This window comes from Alteromonas sp. ABH4_452 (assembly GCF_056311825.1).
This window is the reverse complement of the sequence record NZ_CM149973.1, coordinates 2,117,673-2,135,373: the sequence shown is the minus strand read 5'-3', so window position 1 is coordinate 2,135,373 and position 17,701 is coordinate 2,117,673. Positions and strand designations below refer to the sequence as shown.

The 17,701-nt window shown below is 43.6% G+C and carries 18 protein-coding genes; 5 read left to right on the top strand and 13 right to left on the bottom strand.

What is annotated here, in order from left to right:
• Positions 1–196: 196 nt before the first annotated feature.
• Both ACYX4N_RS09125 and mnmC2 read left to right on the top strand, forming a co-directional pair.
• A complete protein-coding gene (locus ACYX4N_RS09125) occupies positions 197–1,471 on the top strand; it encodes a Kelch repeat-containing protein (RefSeq protein WP_476056330.1) in 1,275 nt (424 codons plus the stop codon).
• Between the two features lie 3 nt (positions 1,472–1,474).
• Positions 1,475–3,673, top strand: a complete 2,199-nt coding sequence (mnmC2, locus tag ACYX4N_RS09120; protein ID WP_476056329.1) for a tRNA (5-methylaminomethyl-2-thiouridine)(34)-methyltransferase MnmC2 — start codon at positions 1,475–1,477, stop codon at positions 3,671–3,673.
• A gap of 125 nt (positions 3,674–3,798) precedes the next feature.
• On the opposite strand, the gene ACYX4N_RS09115 is transcribed toward mnmC2, so the two are convergent.
• The 7 genes from ACYX4N_RS09115 to ACYX4N_RS09085 form a co-directional block, all read right to left on the bottom strand.
• Complete coding sequence (locus ACYX4N_RS09115) at positions 3,799–4,524, bottom strand: FlgO family outer membrane protein (protein ID WP_476056328.1); 726 nt, start codon at positions 4,522–4,524, stop codon at positions 3,799–3,801.
• Positions 4,525–4,534: 10 nt separating this feature from the next.
• Complete coding sequence (locus tag ACYX4N_RS09110) at positions 4,535–5,299, bottom strand: FlgO family outer membrane protein (RefSeq protein ID WP_476056327.1); 765 nt, start codon at positions 5,297–5,299, stop codon at positions 4,535–4,537.
• Between the two features lie 4 nt (positions 5,300–5,303).
• Positions 5,304–5,969: a FlgO family outer membrane protein gene (locus ACYX4N_RS09105; RefSeq protein ID WP_474806024.1), complete on the bottom strand. Its 666-nt coding sequence runs from the start codon at positions 5,967–5,969 to the stop codon at positions 5,304–5,306.
• Positions 5,970–6,377: 408 nt separating this feature from the next.
• Positions 6,378–6,797: a GNAT family N-acetyltransferase gene (locus ACYX4N_RS09100; RefSeq protein WP_476056326.1), complete on the bottom strand. Its 420-nt coding sequence runs from the start codon at positions 6,795–6,797 to the stop codon at positions 6,378–6,380.
• A complete protein-coding gene (locus tag ACYX4N_RS09095; RefSeq protein WP_476056325.1) occupies positions 6,794–7,168 on the bottom strand; it encodes a VOC family protein in 375 nt (124 codons plus the stop codon). Before ACYX4N_RS09095 ends, ACYX4N_RS09100 begins: the two co-directional genes overlap by 4 nt.
• A 45-nt stretch (positions 7,169–7,213) precedes the next feature.
• Positions 7,214–7,651 (bottom strand): GNAT family N-acetyltransferase, encoded by a 438-nt coding sequence (locus ACYX4N_RS09090; RefSeq protein ID WP_474806020.1) that lies wholly within the window; start codon positions 7,649–7,651, stop codon positions 7,214–7,216.
• 86 nt (positions 7,652–7,737) lie between these two features.
• Positions 7,738–8,223, bottom strand: coding sequence for a DUF2938 domain-containing protein (locus tag ACYX4N_RS09085; protein ID WP_476056324.1), 486 nt, complete (start codon positions 8,221–8,223; stop codon positions 7,738–7,740).
• Positions 8,224–8,314: 91 nt separating this feature from the next.
• On the opposite strand from ACYX4N_RS09085, the gene ACYX4N_RS09080 reads away from it, so the two are divergent.
• Positions 8,315–8,728, top strand: coding sequence for a helix-turn-helix domain-containing protein (locus tag ACYX4N_RS09080; RefSeq protein ID WP_476056323.1), 414 nt, complete (start codon positions 8,315–8,317; stop codon positions 8,726–8,728).
• 67 nt (positions 8,729–8,795) lie between these two features.
• Here the strand turns inward: ACYX4N_RS09080 and ACYX4N_RS09075 are convergent, their stop codons facing one another.
• The 3 genes from ACYX4N_RS09075 to ACYX4N_RS09065 all read right to left on the bottom strand — a co-directional run bounded on the left by ACYX4N_RS09075 (position 8,796) and on the right by ACYX4N_RS09065 (position 12,600).
• Positions 8,796–9,974, bottom strand: a complete 1,179-nt coding sequence (locus ACYX4N_RS09075) for an alcohol dehydrogenase family protein (RefSeq protein ID WP_476056322.1) — start codon at positions 9,972–9,974, stop codon at positions 8,796–8,798.
• Positions 9,975–10,105: 131 nt separating this feature from the next.
• Positions 10,106–11,170, bottom strand: coding sequence for a YcbK family protein (locus ACYX4N_RS09070; RefSeq protein ID WP_476056321.1), 1,065 nt, complete (start codon positions 11,168–11,170; stop codon positions 10,106–10,108).
• 41 nt (positions 11,171–11,211) lie between these two features.
• Positions 11,212–12,600, bottom strand: a complete 1,389-nt coding sequence (locus ACYX4N_RS09065; protein ID WP_476056320.1) for a L,D-transpeptidase family protein — start codon at positions 12,598–12,600, stop codon at positions 11,212–11,214.
• A 473-nt stretch (positions 12,601–13,073) separates the two neighbouring features.
• On the opposite strand from ACYX4N_RS09065, the gene ACYX4N_RS09060 reads away from it, so the two are divergent.
• Positions 13,074–13,910, top strand: coding sequence for a tetratricopeptide repeat protein (locus ACYX4N_RS09060; RefSeq protein WP_476056319.1), 837 nt, complete (start codon positions 13,074–13,076; stop codon positions 13,908–13,910).
• Between the two features lie 123 nt (positions 13,911–14,033).
• Here ACYX4N_RS09060 and ACYX4N_RS09055 read toward each other — a convergent pair whose 3' ends face one another.
• The 3 genes from ACYX4N_RS09055 to ACYX4N_RS09045 all read right to left on the bottom strand — a co-directional run bounded on the left by ACYX4N_RS09055 (position 14,034) and on the right by ACYX4N_RS09045 (position 15,864).
• Complete coding sequence (locus ACYX4N_RS09055; protein ID WP_476056318.1) at positions 14,034–14,546, bottom strand: M23 family metallopeptidase; 513 nt, start codon at positions 14,544–14,546, stop codon at positions 14,034–14,036.
• Between the two features lie 84 nt (positions 14,547–14,630).
• On the bottom strand, positions 14,631–15,119 hold the full coding sequence (locus ACYX4N_RS09050) for a GNAT family N-acetyltransferase (protein WP_476056317.1): 489 nt from the start codon (positions 15,117–15,119) through the stop codon (positions 14,631–14,633).
• Between the two features lie 88 nt (positions 15,120–15,207).
• A complete protein-coding gene (locus ACYX4N_RS09045; protein ID WP_476056316.1) occupies positions 15,208–15,864 on the bottom strand; it encodes a hypothetical protein in 657 nt (218 codons plus the stop codon).
• Between the two features lie 237 nt (positions 15,865–16,101).
• Here ACYX4N_RS09045 and ACYX4N_RS09040 point away from each other — a divergent pair, with 237 nt between their 5' ends.
• The gene (locus ACYX4N_RS09040; protein ID WP_476056315.1) at positions 16,102–17,589 is read left to right on the top strand and encodes an ATP-binding cassette domain-containing protein; all 1,488 of its coding nucleotides are present in this window, start codon (positions 16,102–16,104) and stop codon (positions 17,587–17,589) included.
• Positions 17,590–17,701: the final 112 nt, after the last annotated feature.

Below are 17,701 nucleotides of genomic sequence, written 5' to 3'. Positions count from 1 at the left end.
ACGCACAGCTAAATTTAACAAATTATTTACAACAACAATTAAATAAACGTATTGTTTTTACTGATAGATTGTTATTTGCAGAAGCAATAAAAAAAGAAGAGTTTTAAGCAGGTACAAACTTTTGCGGAAAAACAAAAAGGTGACAGGTAGAATACGCGGCCAAACGTTCGAAATTTAGATAAAACTGAAGATTGCTGTGTCATTAAAAAAGCCAAGAACCATTGCTCTACACATTTTCCAAAGTGCGATACCCCGACTTTCTTTCGTGGTGGCAGCCTTTATCATTGCTTCTGCAGCGACTGTCTCAGCAGCAGCTTCGACTATTAGGCTCCCCGCGCTACCAGAGCCTGTGTCAAACAATGCCGTAGCTTCTGTCACCATAAACAACACACAATATGTATTTAGTTTTATGGGGCTGGGCAAAGGCAAAACCCATAAAAACGTGCACAACCGTGCTTGGCAGCTCGTTATTAACAACAAAGATAAACCTTTGCAGTGGCAAGCTCTTCCCCCAGTTCCATCCAGCCTTGCACTAAAAGGTCGCTTGGCTTCCGTGGCGGTAGGTGTTAACGATGCCGTTTACATTTTTGGTGGCTACACGGTGGATGAAGATCATAATGAAATTAGTACGCCAGATGTTTATAAATACTCGCCCACGACAGAGGAATATACGCTATTGGCGCCTATGCCTGTACCTGTTGATGATGCAACTGCACTGGTTTACCAAGACCGCTACGTTTACTTAGTTTCAGGCTGGCACAACGATGGCAACGTAAATCTTGTACAAATCTACGATACGCAAACCGAGCAATGGCAACAGGCAAGCCCTTTTCTTGGCCAACCGGTATTTGGTCAAGCTGGAGGCATCGTTAATAACACCATGGTAATTTGTGACGGCGTATCAGTAACACCGCACAGTGATAAACGCCGTAGCTTTGCTGCAGAAACCGCCTGTTTCAAAGGCGTAATTGATAAGAAAAACCCTTTAAAGGTTGATTGGCGTAAACTTGACCATCCAACAGGTACTGCGCGCTATCGCATGGCCGCAGCGGGCGATGAGGCCACCAATAAAATCTATTTTGTAGGCGGCTCGGCTAACCCGTACAACTACGATGGCATTGGCTATAACGGCGAGCCTTCAACTGCAGATGACGCCATTTGGGCCTTTGATACTGCAAAAGAAACGTGGGGTATATCGAAAACAGAAGCTGAAGCGCCCACCATGGATCATCGCGGATTAATTAACGTTAACGGTTCTTGGGTCACTATTGGCGGTATGCTTGGCGCGCAGCGCGTGACCAGTAAAGTCACCACGCATTTTTCAGCACTCGCAGAGGCGTCTTGTTCACCAACGCGACAAACTAGCTTTAACGTTTCAAGCCAATCATCGGATGGGCAAGCTGATGAACGAGTAAAAACAGCCCCCAAACTAGAGTGTCAGCACCAAAACAATATAAGCGGAGAAAAATAAACAGTGAAATCTAAGCATGCACAGGTTCATTTTAATGAGAGCGGTACACCTGTCGCCGACCATTTTGACGACGTTTATTTTTCTAACGACAGCGGAATTGATGAAACCCAACACGTTTTTGTTGCTGGCAACGACCTTGCTGAACGCTGGCAACAGTGGCGCAACCCAACTTTTGTCATTGCCGAAACAGGTTTCGGGACTGGGCTTAATTTCTTAGTTGCTATGCGTGCTTTTAACGAATTTAAAGCAGCGAACCCGAATCATCCACTTAAGCACCTGTACTTTATTACCACGGAAAAGTTTCCACTGCCTCAACAGGATATGCAGCGTGCACTAGAAGCTTTCCCTGCCCTTAAAGACGAAGCGCAAGCACTCGCTGCACTTTACCCTATGGGACTTGAAGGTTGTCATCGCTTACATTTCGATAAGCACTCAACCACGCTCGACCTGTGGATTGGTGATGTTCACGAGCTTTTACCTCAATGGCATTCCCCTGCAAATGGACTAATCGATGCCTGGTTTTTAGATGGTTTCGCACCAAGCAAAAACCCCGACATGTGGACCGACGCTCTGTTTAGCCAAATGGCTCGCTTATCAAAAACCGGTACAACCTTTGGCACATTTACCGCCGCAGGCATAGTAAAGCGTGGGCTAGCTGGTGTGGGTTTTAGCATTAAAAAACGCAACGGCTTTGGCCTTAAGCGTGACATGCTGACCGGCGTTTTTAACCAAGACAACGAAAATGTGCAGCATAAACTTCGCCTGCCTGCTGGCCCCTATTACAGGTACGCTAACGGCAGTTTAGATAAAACAAGTAAAGTAGCAGTAGTAGGATCCGGCCTTGCTGCAGCCACTGCGTGCCTTGCGTTAGTGAAGCGCGGTATTAACACCACCTTGTATTTCGATGGGGACACTCTTGCAAGCGGCGCGTCCGGAAACCCGCAAGGCGGCTTTTACCCGCAGCTTCATAGCGAAGCAAGTATTGCCAGCCGCATTCAGGCGCACAGTTTTTTGTATGCTAGACAAGCCTACGATCACACTATTGAACATGCAAAAGCCTGTGGCCTAGCCGACGTTGCCCATGATTTTTGTGGCGTTATTCAATTAAGCTTTAACGACAAGGTAGCGGAACGCCAAAATAAACTGGCAGCAGCCGACGTATGGCCTGAAGCTTTAATTAAACCCGTGGACAACAAAGAAGTGAGCGATATCGCTAACCTAGCTCTTCCCTACTCTGGCTTATACATTGGCTTGGGCGGATGGCTTTCTCCTCCACAGCTAGTTAGTGCCATGATTGAAGAAGCTCTTCAAAGTGGCAAGCTCACGCTGAAACCCAATCATACCTATGTATCCCATAAAGCGATTGAGGGAACGCTACGTAATGTTGACGGCGGTGCTTCAACCGGCGCTCTTGATACGGGTGATGTGGTTATAACTAAAGATGGCAGCGTAAACGGGTCAGCGACACATAAAGTGCAAATTTGTTTTAACCTTGGTGAGCCTGAGAAATGTGCTAAGGGTGATCTTGATAGCAACACTTTCGATAGCGACTTATCGCAAGAAAACGTTATTGCCGATCATCTTATTCTTGCCCTTGGCGCAGGTGCGGTAAACGCTAGCGATTTTGACTGCCTGTCCCTTCGCCCTGTTCGCGGCCAGGTTGAAGCCATCCCCACCCAAATGCCAATTGAACAGCTCAAAACGGTATTGTGTCATAAAGGCTATATGACGCCTGCGCTCGACGACAGACACGCACTTGGCTCAACCTACGTGAAAAACGACTTAAGTACCGATGTGCGAAGCGACGAAACTGAAACGAACCTTGCCACACATGAACAGGCGCTGGCAAATACCGACATCGTGCAGGCATTACAACACGACGGCCAAGCAAGAGCGGCAACGCGCTTAGGTTCGCCCGACCACCAGCCTGTAGTCGGTGTACTGCATGATTTTAATGCGTTGAAAAAACACTACGATATGCTAGGCGTGGGCAAGCCGTTAACCAGCGCGCCTGTGTTGCCTGAAAGTGTAGTGTCCACCCTTACTTGCTTAGGGTCACGAGGGTTAACCACAGCGCCATTAATGGCAGAGGTTTTGGTAAGCAGTCTATGTAGGGAGCCGCTACCTTTAAGCAATGATCTGCTTAATGCCGTTAACACCAGCCGCTTTATGACGCGAGAAGCGATTAGAAGTCAGGGATAATAAACCGAGAGGTTTTTGCGAAAATTCTCCTGTCCTTAAACACAATAGATCGGATATTTAGAGGTTTTAAAGCGAACATGAAATGAGTTCGCTTTGAAAAAACAGAGCGCAATGGAACTAAATGGCTAGTTTACGCTAGCCATTTTATTTAAATCCATCACGATAAACGCAGGAATGTATACGTTGGCGCTTGCCACCACTTGTTTATTTTCCAGCGACACAATACGGGCGTTTACGCGTACGCCTCTGTCATCTTCAATAATGGTGCCGGTTACAACATGGTCCATTTCAACCTGTTTAGCGAGTGCAGTACCATCTCGCGTGAGTACGAAATCGCCCACTGGCGTTACGGTAATGCCACCTGCAAGTTTAAAGTCGACAACCGCTAACCCAAAGTCTTGCAGCTCAGCAATTAGATACTCTGAAAGCTGATTGCCTAACACGGTGCTGTCGCTCAACGTCTGATTAAGCCTTACAAAACTCGCCACACCCACCATATCTTGCTGCGTAAGACGGGTTGCATTGTCCATCAACTCCATCGCAAGCTGCGAAGCGTAATCGTTTAAACGTTTGTGCGTTTGTGAAGGTGAATAGCCATTGTGTAGCGGGTCTTTGTAGCCCGGCTCTACTTCCACGTGCTGTTGATATTGTCTATCGCGAGAATCTGGTGTGTACTCTAACCCTGAGCGGCTTGGTACAGGAACTGGCTCAGCGTGATGCGTAATTTCACCGTCTTCACCTAACCAAAATGAGCCAATAGACTCTGTGCTAGTGCACCCTGTCATACATACACTTAGCATAAGGCCAACCGCTACCCAGCTATTTTGAACAAGCTTCTTAGTAAACACCATACTGAAACTCCTAGCCGCGACTTAGCTTAACGCCATCGCGCATACCGTTTTGCTGGCTACCGTCACTTGGAATAAGTGCATCTACAACGTAGAACGGCACTAGCATTTGCGCAGTTGCCACCACTGCACGCGACTCCATGCCTAAAATACGGGCGTTAACTAACACGCCACCTTGGTGCTTGGTCATGGTTCCGGTTAACACGTATTCAATAGGCAGGCTGCTGCTCAATTCCAAATAGTCTCGGCTTAATACAAAATCGCCATCGTCAGTAATGCGAATATACTCGGTGGCTTTGAAGTCGATAACCGGCACGCGGAATTTATGCAGTTCGTGAACAAAAGATTCCGCCATCTGACGGCCAAGCAAATCTGTTTTCTGCAAGTCAGTATCTAGCAGTGCGAAATGGGTTACACCAATAGGTGTCTTGTTATTCACGTATTCCATATTGGCGATTAAGTCTTGCGCCATGTTCTTCACATAGTCGCCAATATGCTTGGTAAGAGGCCGACCTTTATACGCGCCCTGTACGCTCGAATACAAAGGAGGTTGACCGATAGCGCCATACGCGTCCATACCCTGAGACTGGGTATCATTGGTATTTTCAACTGGCTTTGAGGGAGCGCGGTCGGCGGCAGTGATATCAATCACGTTCATGGCTGGGCGCTGAGGCGCTTGTTCTGCTACCTCTTCTTCCCCCATCATCATAGAGCACCCGCTGACGCTTAGCAGTGAAGCACAAAGCGAAAGCGCTGCGTATTGATTTCGTCTTTTCATGGGGTTACCTCGTACCTTCAGTTCTGTATAACTTGCCATTTCTGGTGGTTACTTGTTCTTCTCGCCAAAACAGTTCGGCTGGGAAAAAGCGTGTTGCTGCAGCGACAATGTTTTTATTTCTAGCGTTGATAATTCGAGCGTTAACCACCGCACCAGACTCTTGATACACCATAGTGCCGGTAATATAAAAATCGACGCGCTCAATGTTGGAAAGCTGGTCGATATTGCGCGTTAACACTCTGTCGCTCTCGTCACTAACAATTATATCGTTCGAAAGCTTAAATTCTTGAGTAGAAAAGCCTCTTTTCGTGGCCTCAGTAATCATTCCCTGCTCAAGTTGATGACCCAACAACATTAGCGGGTGTTGATGGTCAGCACTGTATTTCATAGTATCGGCAGGTACAAAGCCAACTACCGCATAGCGAGACTGACGCGCTGGACCCACATCAGCAAAAAGTTCGTTCGCCAACATATAGGTGTGGTATTCCACATTCCCCAATGCCGATACGTCGCTGGCATCGGTTTGCGCAAATTGACTCTTAGGTTCGTCAGATGAAGAGCAACCAGAGAGTAAGCCCAATATAAGCGCGGTATATGCCAAGGCTTTCGTGACTAAGCGACCATTTTCTGTCAGCCAAGCGTGAGAGACAGGTTTTGTGATACTTTTCATTACACGTGTCCAGTGAAAAACGTCAAATTACTATCGGAAAGAAGCAAAAACTCATCAAAAAACGTGATCAGCTACTTCGCAAACCGACATTTTCAGTGTCTTTAAGCAGGCTTTTGCAAAATTCGCACCAAAGAGAGGCTGCTAGTAGCATTGAACGATACATTGAGGGATAAATTGAAAAAAATTGCTGATAACCAAGTGACGTAAAGCGCCTAGTTTCAGGAGATGTACCTTTTTCAGCGCTAAATGAGTTTGATGTTTATAGCCAGAGCGTTCTTAAAAAGCGGAGATGACTTGCCGCCTTAGGACAGAAAGCTGCCGATATTAAATAGGCAATGATCACAATGCCATGTGATTAAAAAACTTAAGAACTCCCGGGACTCTCATGCCACGTTAATGACCAGGTAGCTAAATAAACCTGCACATGCCTAGACCTAAACTTTCACCATCACGAGGTTCAAAACCGAACTTAAGATAAAAACTTTCCTTACCATGCGCAGCCAATAAGCCAATGGTTGCGCCAGGTGCGCAGCAAGACTCTAAATGTGCAATCAAGGTGTTCATTATTTTCGATCCCAAACCTTTATTCTGATGTTCTGGATGAATAATGACGTCTTGAATGTAAAAATACATTGCGCCATCGCCAATCACCCGACCAGAGCCTACAAGGTTGTCGTCGAGGTAAATTGTTGCCCAAAACAACGAGGCATCAATACTCTTTTGAACAACCGATAAACACGGGTTATTCCATCCAATCAATTTTCTTAAACTTGCAAAGTCTTCAGCTGACGGAGGACTTTCTTCAACGGTGTAATTCGTATGCATCATTCGTCATTCCGCCCGTCGTTCTCGCAAAAGCTACCTAATTCGGTAATATGAAGTAGTTCGCCCGACGGGCCCCATAGATAGAAAACACTTCCCCAACTTTGCTTCTCAATTGAAGATATTTTCGTTTTATGTAACGAGCGCGAGCACAAATCAAAAGCGTCCTGAATGTCTGCTACACATATTTGTAGCATAAAGTTATTCGCCAATTCAGGATTATAGAAGCGCTGAAGAAAGAAGAGACAATCACCATTTTCAAACAGTGTTAGGTCTTCATTTACATATTCTGCATAAAATCCAATCTCAGAATAAAATGCTTTAGAAATGTCGTAGTTTTTGCTTGGAATAAAAGTCTTAATATCTATGACGTCCATATCTTGAGAATTCTCGCATTTCGCTGCTTTAAATTTAAATCGTGGCTAAATGGCAATAACAGCAAGCATGTCTTCGCCATCTTCATCTAATCCCACCTCTTCGAAACCAAAACTTGAATAGAAGGTTTTAGCGACAGGATTCTTGGGGTTATAGCATATCTCAATAAATTTAAGCTCAGAAGTTTGCTTTATAAGCGCGATAGCTTGAGACAAAGCAACTCTGCCAATTCCTTTATTTTGATGGCTCTCATCAATCATAAAGCGCCAAATGGACACCTTAGTTGGCGTTTCCTGAACCCACATCAAGAATCCTACGGGCTGGTCGTTGCAATAAATGGCTTTACAGGTATGGTTATCATTATAAAAAGACTCAACCAGCGACCACATATTGCACGCAACAAACGCTTGTTGATCTTCCGCCACGTCCAAGTCACAAACCTGTTCATAGTTAGATTTGTTTATTTCTTCCAGTGAAATTTTCATCCTGTTTTCTTTTACGCTCGTTTTATTTCAATACGCATTATAAGCCGAACTTTATTCAATTAATCAACAAGCGATTATAGCCACGTCTAAAGGACGGGCCTAAGAACCAATGCCGAAAGGTACAACCCTAAGCCAAATACTGCATGGTTTAAAACGCTGTGTAGGCGAACAGCGTTAGGATTAGGCGTTTTCGACGCAGCAATTCCTGCGCCCATTCCAGGCTGCAATACGAAAAATGGTGCAACGACTGTGGCTATACCTAGTGCTAAAGCTGGCCCTGCCGATGGTTCTAGCAACCAAGCCTCTCCAAATATAAGAAAAAGTAACACCGCATAGCCAATACCAATCACATAATGCACTGTCCACCCAATGGATTTTTCACCACTCACAACATCGGCGTTTGCAATAGAATTATGCGAGAACCGCCCTTTTCTCATATGCCCTATCCAACGCCCTACCATGCCCCAATTAGTTGGAGCAATACCAAACAGTTGTTGCCTTAGCAGCGCCCATAAATCCATCACTAGGGTAGCCCCAATACCAATTAGCACGATTAAAACAATATTCTGCATATTCACACTCAACAGCTAGTTACATTTAATTAGAGATGATAGCCTACAACTTCAAGTTAACTTTAAGTCAAGCAATCCTTTGGAAAAATGTATGGAAATATCTCAGGTAGCCAAAAAGTCAGGAGTGTCAGCATCTACACTTCGGTTTTATGAAGAGAAAGGTCTTATCAGTTCTATTGGTAGGCAAGGTATACGTCGTGTGTTTAGCCCGAATGTACTAGAGCGTCTTGAGTTAATAGCATTAGGTCGCGCTGCAGGTTTTTCTTTAGAAGAGATTGCGGGCATTTTGGGGAACGAGGCAAAGCCTGAAATTGATCGTGAGCTACTACTGAGAAAAGCTAATGAATTAGACGGAACAATAATGAAGCTCACAGCCATGCGTGATGGTCTGAAACATGCGGCAGCCTGCACAGCACCAAGCCACTTAGAATGCCCGAGATTTCGTCGTTTGATGAACCTTGCCGGTGCGGGGGCAATAAAAGGCTTAGCATCGAGTAAAAAGTAAAATGCCCGCATTGAGCGGGCATTTCATTGTCATCTAAATCAATTTAACCGTAGTCGAAACATAGCACTCATTGTTTCAAACTATCGATATAATCCTGTTGCAGTGACGTCTGCTTAGGAGGCAGCAACACAATTTTACCCACGTGCTTTTTCTCAGAGAAATCTTTTTGCGCTGTTACGATATCTTCTAGCGGGTAGGTTTTAGCTAGCATAGGTTTTATTTCACCTCGCTCAATATATGAAACAAGATTTGGAAAAACCGGCTCGTCCCACGCAGTACAACCAATAAAGGTAAGATCTTTTAGGTAAAAGTTGCGCATATCAAGGGTGACTATTGGCCCCGCAATGGCGCCGGATGAAGCGTAGCGACCACCGCGTTTCATAACCACGGACATTTGAGTGAATCCTTCACCTGCAACGTTATCGATAACTACATCTACCGACTTTTCTCCTAACACTTCAACTAGGTCGCTGTTGCGTTCGATAACGCGGTCTGCACCTATCTCCTTGAGCACGTCCATTTTATTCTTACCAACAACGGCGGTAACAGTCGCACCACGGCGTTTAGCTAACTGCACAACAGCAGAACCTACGCCTCCGGAAGCCCCAGTCACCAAAACATGCTCGCCTTTAGAAACGCCGGCTCGATGGACCATATTTTCAGCAGTACCATAAGCACAAGGTATAGTTCCGAGTTCGGCATCCGACCAATCGCACTCGACAGCGAAGGCTTCACTCGCGGTTATTTTTACGTACTGGGCGAAAGCGCCATCGAAGTCTGACGCCATCCAAATATTCTCTAATGAGTCCCAAGAGTCTTTTCGGATGCAAGAACGTATCAAAATTCGCTCTCCGATACGTGTAGGGTCTACGCCTTCTCCAACGGCTACGATTCGACCACAACAGTCAGTCCCTTGAATAAACGGAAAAGGGGTTTGTTCATTCCATCCACCGTCTAACTCTTCTGCTGCGCTTGATTTCTCTTCATCGTTCTCGTCCAACGCGTCAGTGCCTTGCGTGACTTTAGAAGAATACCAACCTAATCGAGTATTAATTTCCGTATTATTAACTCCCGCTGCTAAAACCTGAACTAGCACCTCGCCAGCAAGCGGTTTTGGCATGGGAACATCGGTGTAATTTAACTGCTCATAACCACCGTTCGCCATGGTCACCACAGCCTTCATAGCCGTATCGTCAGGTTTTACATCGAATCTCTGCTTGTCGCCAAGCAAACTAGTAATACTCATAATCTCTCTTACGTTTAGGATTAATAACAATTAATACGCCCAAAATAACGTATGCCTGATGCTCATGCAAAGCAGCTACGTTTTTACGGTTAACATTTAAACGGCTGTGTAGTGCTTAAAGTTTACCGAAGTTAGGGCTTTCGCCAACGCGCTTTAATTCCACGGGTGTCAATATGAATAAATGGACCTCGGTGAGGTTTAGGTCCGTAAACTCCCAAACCACCAATTAAACCTTTATATTCACTGCGTTTATTCAGCTCTGCAATCATGTTGGCCATAACGTCAGCATCTTTAATATTTACTACACCGTCGCTATTCAAATCGTCCATTCGATAGTTACCGTCATTATCTACAAAAATGTCGGCAGCATCGCCATATACATGTCGGCTAAATTTCACGTTACCGATTGACTTGTTGTACTGAGGTGTTCTATAGCCGCTCATGATCACCATGTTTGAAACATGAATATTGTTCATATTCATTTCTCTTCTAAGCATTTCGAGCTTTAAAAGTAGAGACGGACGAAGGTATACAAACTTCGGGTAGCCAGAGCGCTGTTTACTGGTGAACTCTTTTAACTTGAAATGGGGAGACAACAATAAGTCTTGGTTATTTTTAGTAACTTCAATAAAGCCTTCAGGTTCAACGTAAACATCTTTATTTTTAACTTCGCTTTCATCTGGATAAGGCCCTATATGATAATATTTTAGGCGTCCGCCTTGGACTTCCTCGGCAGGAACCATAACAAATACATTTAACGACATATTGACCTGTCCGTCTTCACTTCTTATTTCTAGACGCTGCTCACCAGGAGTATCTTTCGCCTTCCAGTGCCATGTCATAGACTTGGATTTTTCAACCATCACGCCGTTTTCAAACAATTGGTAGGTTTTGTCCGGCTGCGGATAAATAATTTCTAGCTCTGTAATCTCTTCAGGCAACACGAATAAAGAAAAGACGTTGTAAGGCACCACGATATTATTGATCTTTAAACTGAACTCAGCGTCCTCCAAGTGAGCTTGATTCTCAACGACAACTGGCTCATGTGGTGCTCCCTGAGTGCTTCTTTGAGAAACTATCTTCTGAACCTTCTCGGCACTTTTTGCATCTGCGCCCTGTGCAAGAGCATTCGCAAAATGTGCGTTCAAAAGTAATGCGAATGCCACTACTGAAACAATTAGGTTGTTCACTATCATCTTCATTTGCCTTGTTACCACTATTATTCGTTTATATTCTTTTACAGAGACGCTACCTGAGTAAGCGCCTTAGCATCGCGTCTATCGCGCTGATAGATATCATTTCTGAAGTTCACCGTACCGTCTTGTTCAGCCCACGCAGTCCAATACACCAAATGAATAGGCAAAGGTTCTTCAAGGTGGAAGGTTTTTGACTGGCTTAATTCACGAGCTGTTATGACATTGTCCATTAGACTCTCTACGCCCTGCTCTTCTGCAATTAACTTTGCTAGTGAAAAAGGGTCTTCCAATCTAATACAGCCGTGAGACGCTGCGCGGTTTGTTTCACTAAACCATTGTTGATAAGGCGTATCGTGCACGTACACAGCGTGTCGATTCGGGAATAGGTATTTAACCTTGCCTAACGGATTTTTTTCGTTGGGAAGCTTTACTAGAAAATGATCAAACTGATAAGGCTTTATGTTTCCCCAATCGATTGTATCGGGGTCAACCAACTCTTCATCAACAAAGCTATTTTTACGAATAACAATGTTGTTTTCTTCTAAGTAGTTAGGGTTATCTGCTACTTTTGGGGCGATCTCTTTAGTCGTAATCGAAAGTGGTATACGCCATTCTGGGTTAACTACAAATTTTTCGATATGATCGCTAAAAGAAGGCGTAGCCCAACTTGGCTTGCCTACTACCACATCTTTAGTGGCTTTTACTTTACCTTTACTAATATAGCGAAGGCGGAACTCTGGAATGTTGACTAACACATAAGCATCGCTGTCTTTTTCTTCGAACATCTCCAAGCGTGTTATATTCAGTGCTAATTGCTTGGCTTTCTCATCTGCCGACACATTTAGTGCAGCAAGCGTTTTTCTGCCCACTACACCATCAACTAGAAGGCCATGACGGCGTTGAAAATCTTTTACCGCATTTTCGACATCTGTATCGAAAACGCATGGCTCGGAGTGAGCCGCTGTAAATGCGTGAGTGCAATTTGTATTAATCGAGGTGTATTCTCTACCTAAACGAGAGACTAATGCAGTTATAGCTTGAACTTCCTCTTCACTGTAGGTGGGTGTTTCATCGGCTGTAGCCTTTCTTAATGCTCCATGTTTAAGAAGCAAGTCTTTGTTTAAAGATTCCCAGCCACCTTGCTGAGCTATAGAAGAATAAAAAGCATAGGCACTTTTCATTTGCTTTAACTGTGTCTGCAAAACAGAGTCATTATTAGTCTGTTCTAATGCTTTCGGCGAGGAAGTAGAAACGGTCGAGGCAACACCTACTAAAGGTAACCAGAAAGATGCAGCAGCAATAATGAGTTTTTTCGCTATGCTAGAAGTTCGCTTTTTAGGCGCTAAAAAGCGACCAGAAGAGTTCACTTCCAATTGATCACTATGGCGCAATTGAACAGTATGCTTCACGGCTCGATGTTCGGTTTCCATTTTTCCTTTCCTTGAAAATACACACATAGACAAGGTGGCAAAACAAGTGCCAGGGAATAACAAAAAACACAACCTACTGAAAAATATAATTTATTTGTATAAACAGGAATTAAAAGGCTTTAGATAACAGAATTATTATGTGTAGGTAATTCAGCTTTTCAGTAAGATTTTTACGGGAAAAGGTTAGAAAATCGCCGTAAATTTTACAAACTAGATAGGTTTAGAAATATAAATAGAGCCGCAATAGCGCTAAACGCTTCAGTGGAACACTCGATGTTTGGCGAAGACATATCTGGTAGTAGCCAAGAAGATTTAGTTAGGTAAGCAACTAAAAGGCTAAACACTTAACTAAACTATTTAACTAGTTGAACTAGCATCGTTTTTACAACAGTAAAAGTATTGTTGAACAAATATAACAATACGTCTAGGATGGTGACGGTGTTTACAAATCAAGCAGAATAAGGATATCAACAATGCTCAAATACTGTCTTTTCTTACTTTCGGTTATTGCAATTTCACAGGCTAACGCTGCATCAATTTCTTATTTCCCTTGTGCAGAACGGGAATGTGTTCAACGCTTCAAAGATATTAAAGTAAGCGCTCGCAAGCACATAAACGCAAATATTATATTGGGGGATATGTACCTTAATGGTTATGGAACCGATAAAAATAAAAGCAAAGCATTAAAAGCTTTTAAAAAAGCGGGGAGCTGGGGTTCTACTGAGGGAAATTATAAAGCAGGACTATTAATTATCTCTGACGATAATCTTGCTGATAAAGAGACAGGCTTACGCTTTCTTAGAGATTCAGCCAAGAGTGGTCACAAAAACGCGGTTTATTTTATGGCTGAGATTTTGTCGAACCCAAGCTATAGCGTACAAAATTTAGAGCAAGCTGACTTTTGGTTGGCTAAAGCGGCTGAGCAGCGCCATGAGCTGGTGCCTAACACAGTAGCTAGATTGAAGTCGGAGCAAAAGCTTAATGAACAAAACTTCCCACAAACGCTATCAACACTAGAAGAACTATCCGCGAAGAATTCTGATGAACAAGCCCCACTTGCCCACAAAGCAGGAGCATTAGCGCCAAACGGGGACGAGATTGAAGTCGTTACCGTTAAAACACCAAAACTTGGCGAGCTCATTGATACTGGTATTGAATACTATCAGAGCGCACCAATCTCCATCACAAAAAACACCACAGGTACAAGAATTAAGGGCCGTAGTTGTCAAGATAAAGCAAATGCATGCTCTGACATACCCACTGACCAATTCATACGCTATTACTGGCAATTTCTTATGAGTGATTTCTAAAAGAAGTTAACGTCTATATTTTATAAGACGCCCGGTTTATCACTTCATCGGGCGTTTTGTAAAAAACGGCTAGATTTAGCTGTATGTATTTACCTAAAAAAGATCTTATTCTTGCATTTGCGCCTAAATCAACTTCTCGTGAGGGTTGAGAAAAAACATCTTTTTCCAACCTTGAGTTTCAGACGTTGCTTTCCATGGCAAAGGAATAAGAGAAACTATCGAGTAGTGAAGGTGGGGCTGCTTGCCTTTGGCATTGCCAGTATCGCCAAGGGTCCCCACTTTGTCTTTTTGCGATAACCAAGCCCCTTTCTCAACTGTAACTTCTTGCATGTGGGCGTAATAATGCACACGCCACTTGGGGCCAAGAACCGCTACAACGTTCCCTCCTTTTCCCAATTCGCCTGTGTAGATAACATAACCTGTTGTGGCGGATTGAACGGGTGTACCTTTTGCCCCGAAGATATCTACTCCTTTGTGCACACCAGAGCTGCCCCATGGCTCATACCAAAACGTGTTGTGATTCCAGTCGTTAGGGGATGCCCCCTCTACTGGAATTACAAGCTTTTCTGGAATTACTAGCCCCGCGCAAATGAATACCAGAAAAATTAGTAAAATTGATATGATCGTTTTTTTCACAAAAGTTCCTTTTTATAGGTCGCACCTTTCGAAGGTTGTTTTCTCGGACTCAGATAAACACTTTATTGGGGAATTACCTTCTAGCTATCTCAAGGTGGTAAAAATATGGCTATCGTAAAACTGTCCATCTTTGAAAATGGCGCGTTGCAATATCGCTTCCTGCTTGAACCCTGCATTTAGCAGCAGCTTTTGCGAAGCAAAGTTGGATGAAAATACGCAGGCAAAAATGCGCTCTATATTTGTGTTTGAGAGAGTAAGCGCAATAATCTGGCGCAGCGCCTCGCGCATAATGCCTTTTCGCCAATGTGATGAGCAAAGCCAGTACCCAACTTCTCCAGATTTTTCGTATTCAAAATGTCCGGCGTTAATGCCAATACACCCTACTAACTCGCCGTCGTACTCAACAGCTTTTATAAAACCGTCTTTGCTTCCCTCTTGAACCCACCACATAGCATCTTCTTTTGTATAAGGGCTGGGAATTTTTGTCGACAGAAACTGCGTGACCGACGGTTGATTCAAAATATCTACCAGTCTACCCACATCGCTCATTTCAAAATCTCTGAGTGTTACCATGCGCTTTACTTCCCACCCGTTAAATCAATAAACGACCCAGTAACAAGGACTACTTCTTCCACTCGATATCCCTTTCAAAAAAACTTGTTTACTCTTTACTCAGCAATCGCTTTATAAAATAAGCTTGAGTACAACACACAATCACAATTAACGTTACTGAAATTTCTAAGGGCATTCCCAATTGTTCAAGAGCGATAACAGGCTCAGGTAGCTTCCCACCGATAAATATTAAGTGGCGAAGGTCAAAAAAGACTGGGAAAATTGAGTAGCATAGCAGGTCATAAAACATAAAAGAGCCGAATACACACACTTTTTTCAAGATACCCACAGGGCTGCATAGCCAAAGGAAAATGGTACATAGCAAAGAGATTAAGTAAGTTGTGCCACTTCCCATCAAAAGAACGACAGCTACACGTTTTTGGTCGTATAAAACGCTGCTATGCTGTATGTTTAGGATAGGTTCTATAATATAAGAGTTAAATTCGCGGTGAATATCAACACTTAAAGATTTTACCTCTGGAATGAAACTAACAACTGCTACCGCACTGCCGGGCCAATGCTTTATATGATTCAGCGCCCCCATTTCCGGAAAAATTTCGAAGCCAGGCCAAACAGCAATGACTAACTGCCCCATCCCTAATATTTTCCCTGCTATTCCGTGCCCTACCTCGTGTATTAAAACCGAAATAATAAAATAAATGAGTGCTACACAGATTAGTGTAAATCCTTTCTTAAACGTAATCATTCCTTGTTCTCTTAGCTAATCTATTTGGGCAATAAGTATTAAAAGTTGAAGCTGTTGGTTTTTAATACAAATACTAAGAGGTGTAAATTACATCAAGGTTCCCTCGATAATCGTGATTAAACATAGAGCACCACTTTCGAAAGGTACAGCAGGCTAATTAGCTCTACTGAGGAATAACACCATTGACAGGTAAACAGAAAACTTCACAATAGTTCTACTTCTTATCCACTCGCAATCATGATGTTGTATCTTTCAGAATTTCAAACAAAGCTTTCTAATCAATATATTACCCCTGCGTTTTCGTTAACGCTAAACGATGAAAAACCACCCTCGCATTACCTTATTGCAGGTAGGAATAGTAGCGGGAAGTCGCTCTTAATTTCATCACTAGCGGGTAATGGTAAAGTAGAAAGCGGTGTTCGCGAGAGTAGTTCTCTTGTAGCGGAAGTATCAGTATTTAAACAACAGGCGTTAATTGAAGAAGAAAAGCAAAAAGACAGTGCGGATATTTTAGATGTAATCGCTGAGCCAACACAGGTACGCGAGTTATTTTTACGCACCAATGAGGACTATCAAAATCACCCTTATTACAGCGAACTTACTTCTGCGCTTAGAGTTGAGCATTTGCTGGATAGTGCGTTTCTTTCGCTGTCTACGGGAGAAACCCGCAAGGTAATTATCATGCTGGCGTGGTTGAGCGACGCTGCAATTATTTTGCTTGATGAACCTTTCGAAGGCTTAGATGTTGAAGCGATTAATGCATTTAGTCGCTTTCTTGTTTCTCAACAACAAGCAGCACTGGCGTTGACCGCCAACAAGCTTGCAGACATTCCTGAGGGCCTTCATGCACAACTCATTGTTATGGATGATCTAGCTATTACGTGGAAATCTGACGGCACACTTAACTATGATGACTTGCGCTCAGAGTTGAGTACTTGGTTTGCGCTGGAGTCTGATGATATCGATGTACCCGCAGCGCTTAGCGCTAATGATCCAAACCGCAGCGACCCAAATCGCAAGGAGTCAACCAGTGAACTTGATTCACTACCCCATACCTTGATCCAGCTAAATGACGGTTTTGTGCGTTTCGATGAACGTACTGTATTTGAAAAGCTTAACTTCACGCTTAATAAAAATGATCATTGGCAGATAACGGGCCCGAACGGGTCAGGTAAAACTTGCTTGCTTCAAATGTTTACTGGTGATAATTACCATTGTTATACCAACGACTTAACAATGTTTGGAATAAAACGAGGGACTGGCGAGAGCATATGGGATATTAAGAAGCACATTGGAATTATGTCGAATGCGCTGCACATGCAATACAAAGTAAACGCAAGTGTTGAACATGTAATCATTTCTGGCTTTCACGACAGCATTGGTCTATACAGCCGCCCAACGTTGGCTGAGCGAAACGTAGCAGAACAATGGCTTGCTGTACTGGGCTTACAACAGAAGAAGAATACACCGTTTCAGTCACTATCGTTTGGCGATCAGCGATTAGTGCTTATAGCGAGGTCTATGGTAAAACACCCTGCACTGCTTATATTAGATGAACCCTGTAACGGTTTAGACGACTTCAACCGCCAAAAAGCACTTAAGCTTATTGATATATTGGCAAAGGCTGGCACCAGCACTCTTTTGTATGTTAATCACAACCCAGAGGAGTGCATTCCCAGCATTCGCAACACCTTGAATATGAAAGACTACAATGTAGCAAACTAAAATCTGAGAAGAAAAAGGCGCTATCACAAGGGAAAACTCATGAAAAAGAGTGATAGCGCCAAAGAAATGGTAGAAATGCATTATAAGCGCTTAAAATCTGCATCTGGCTATA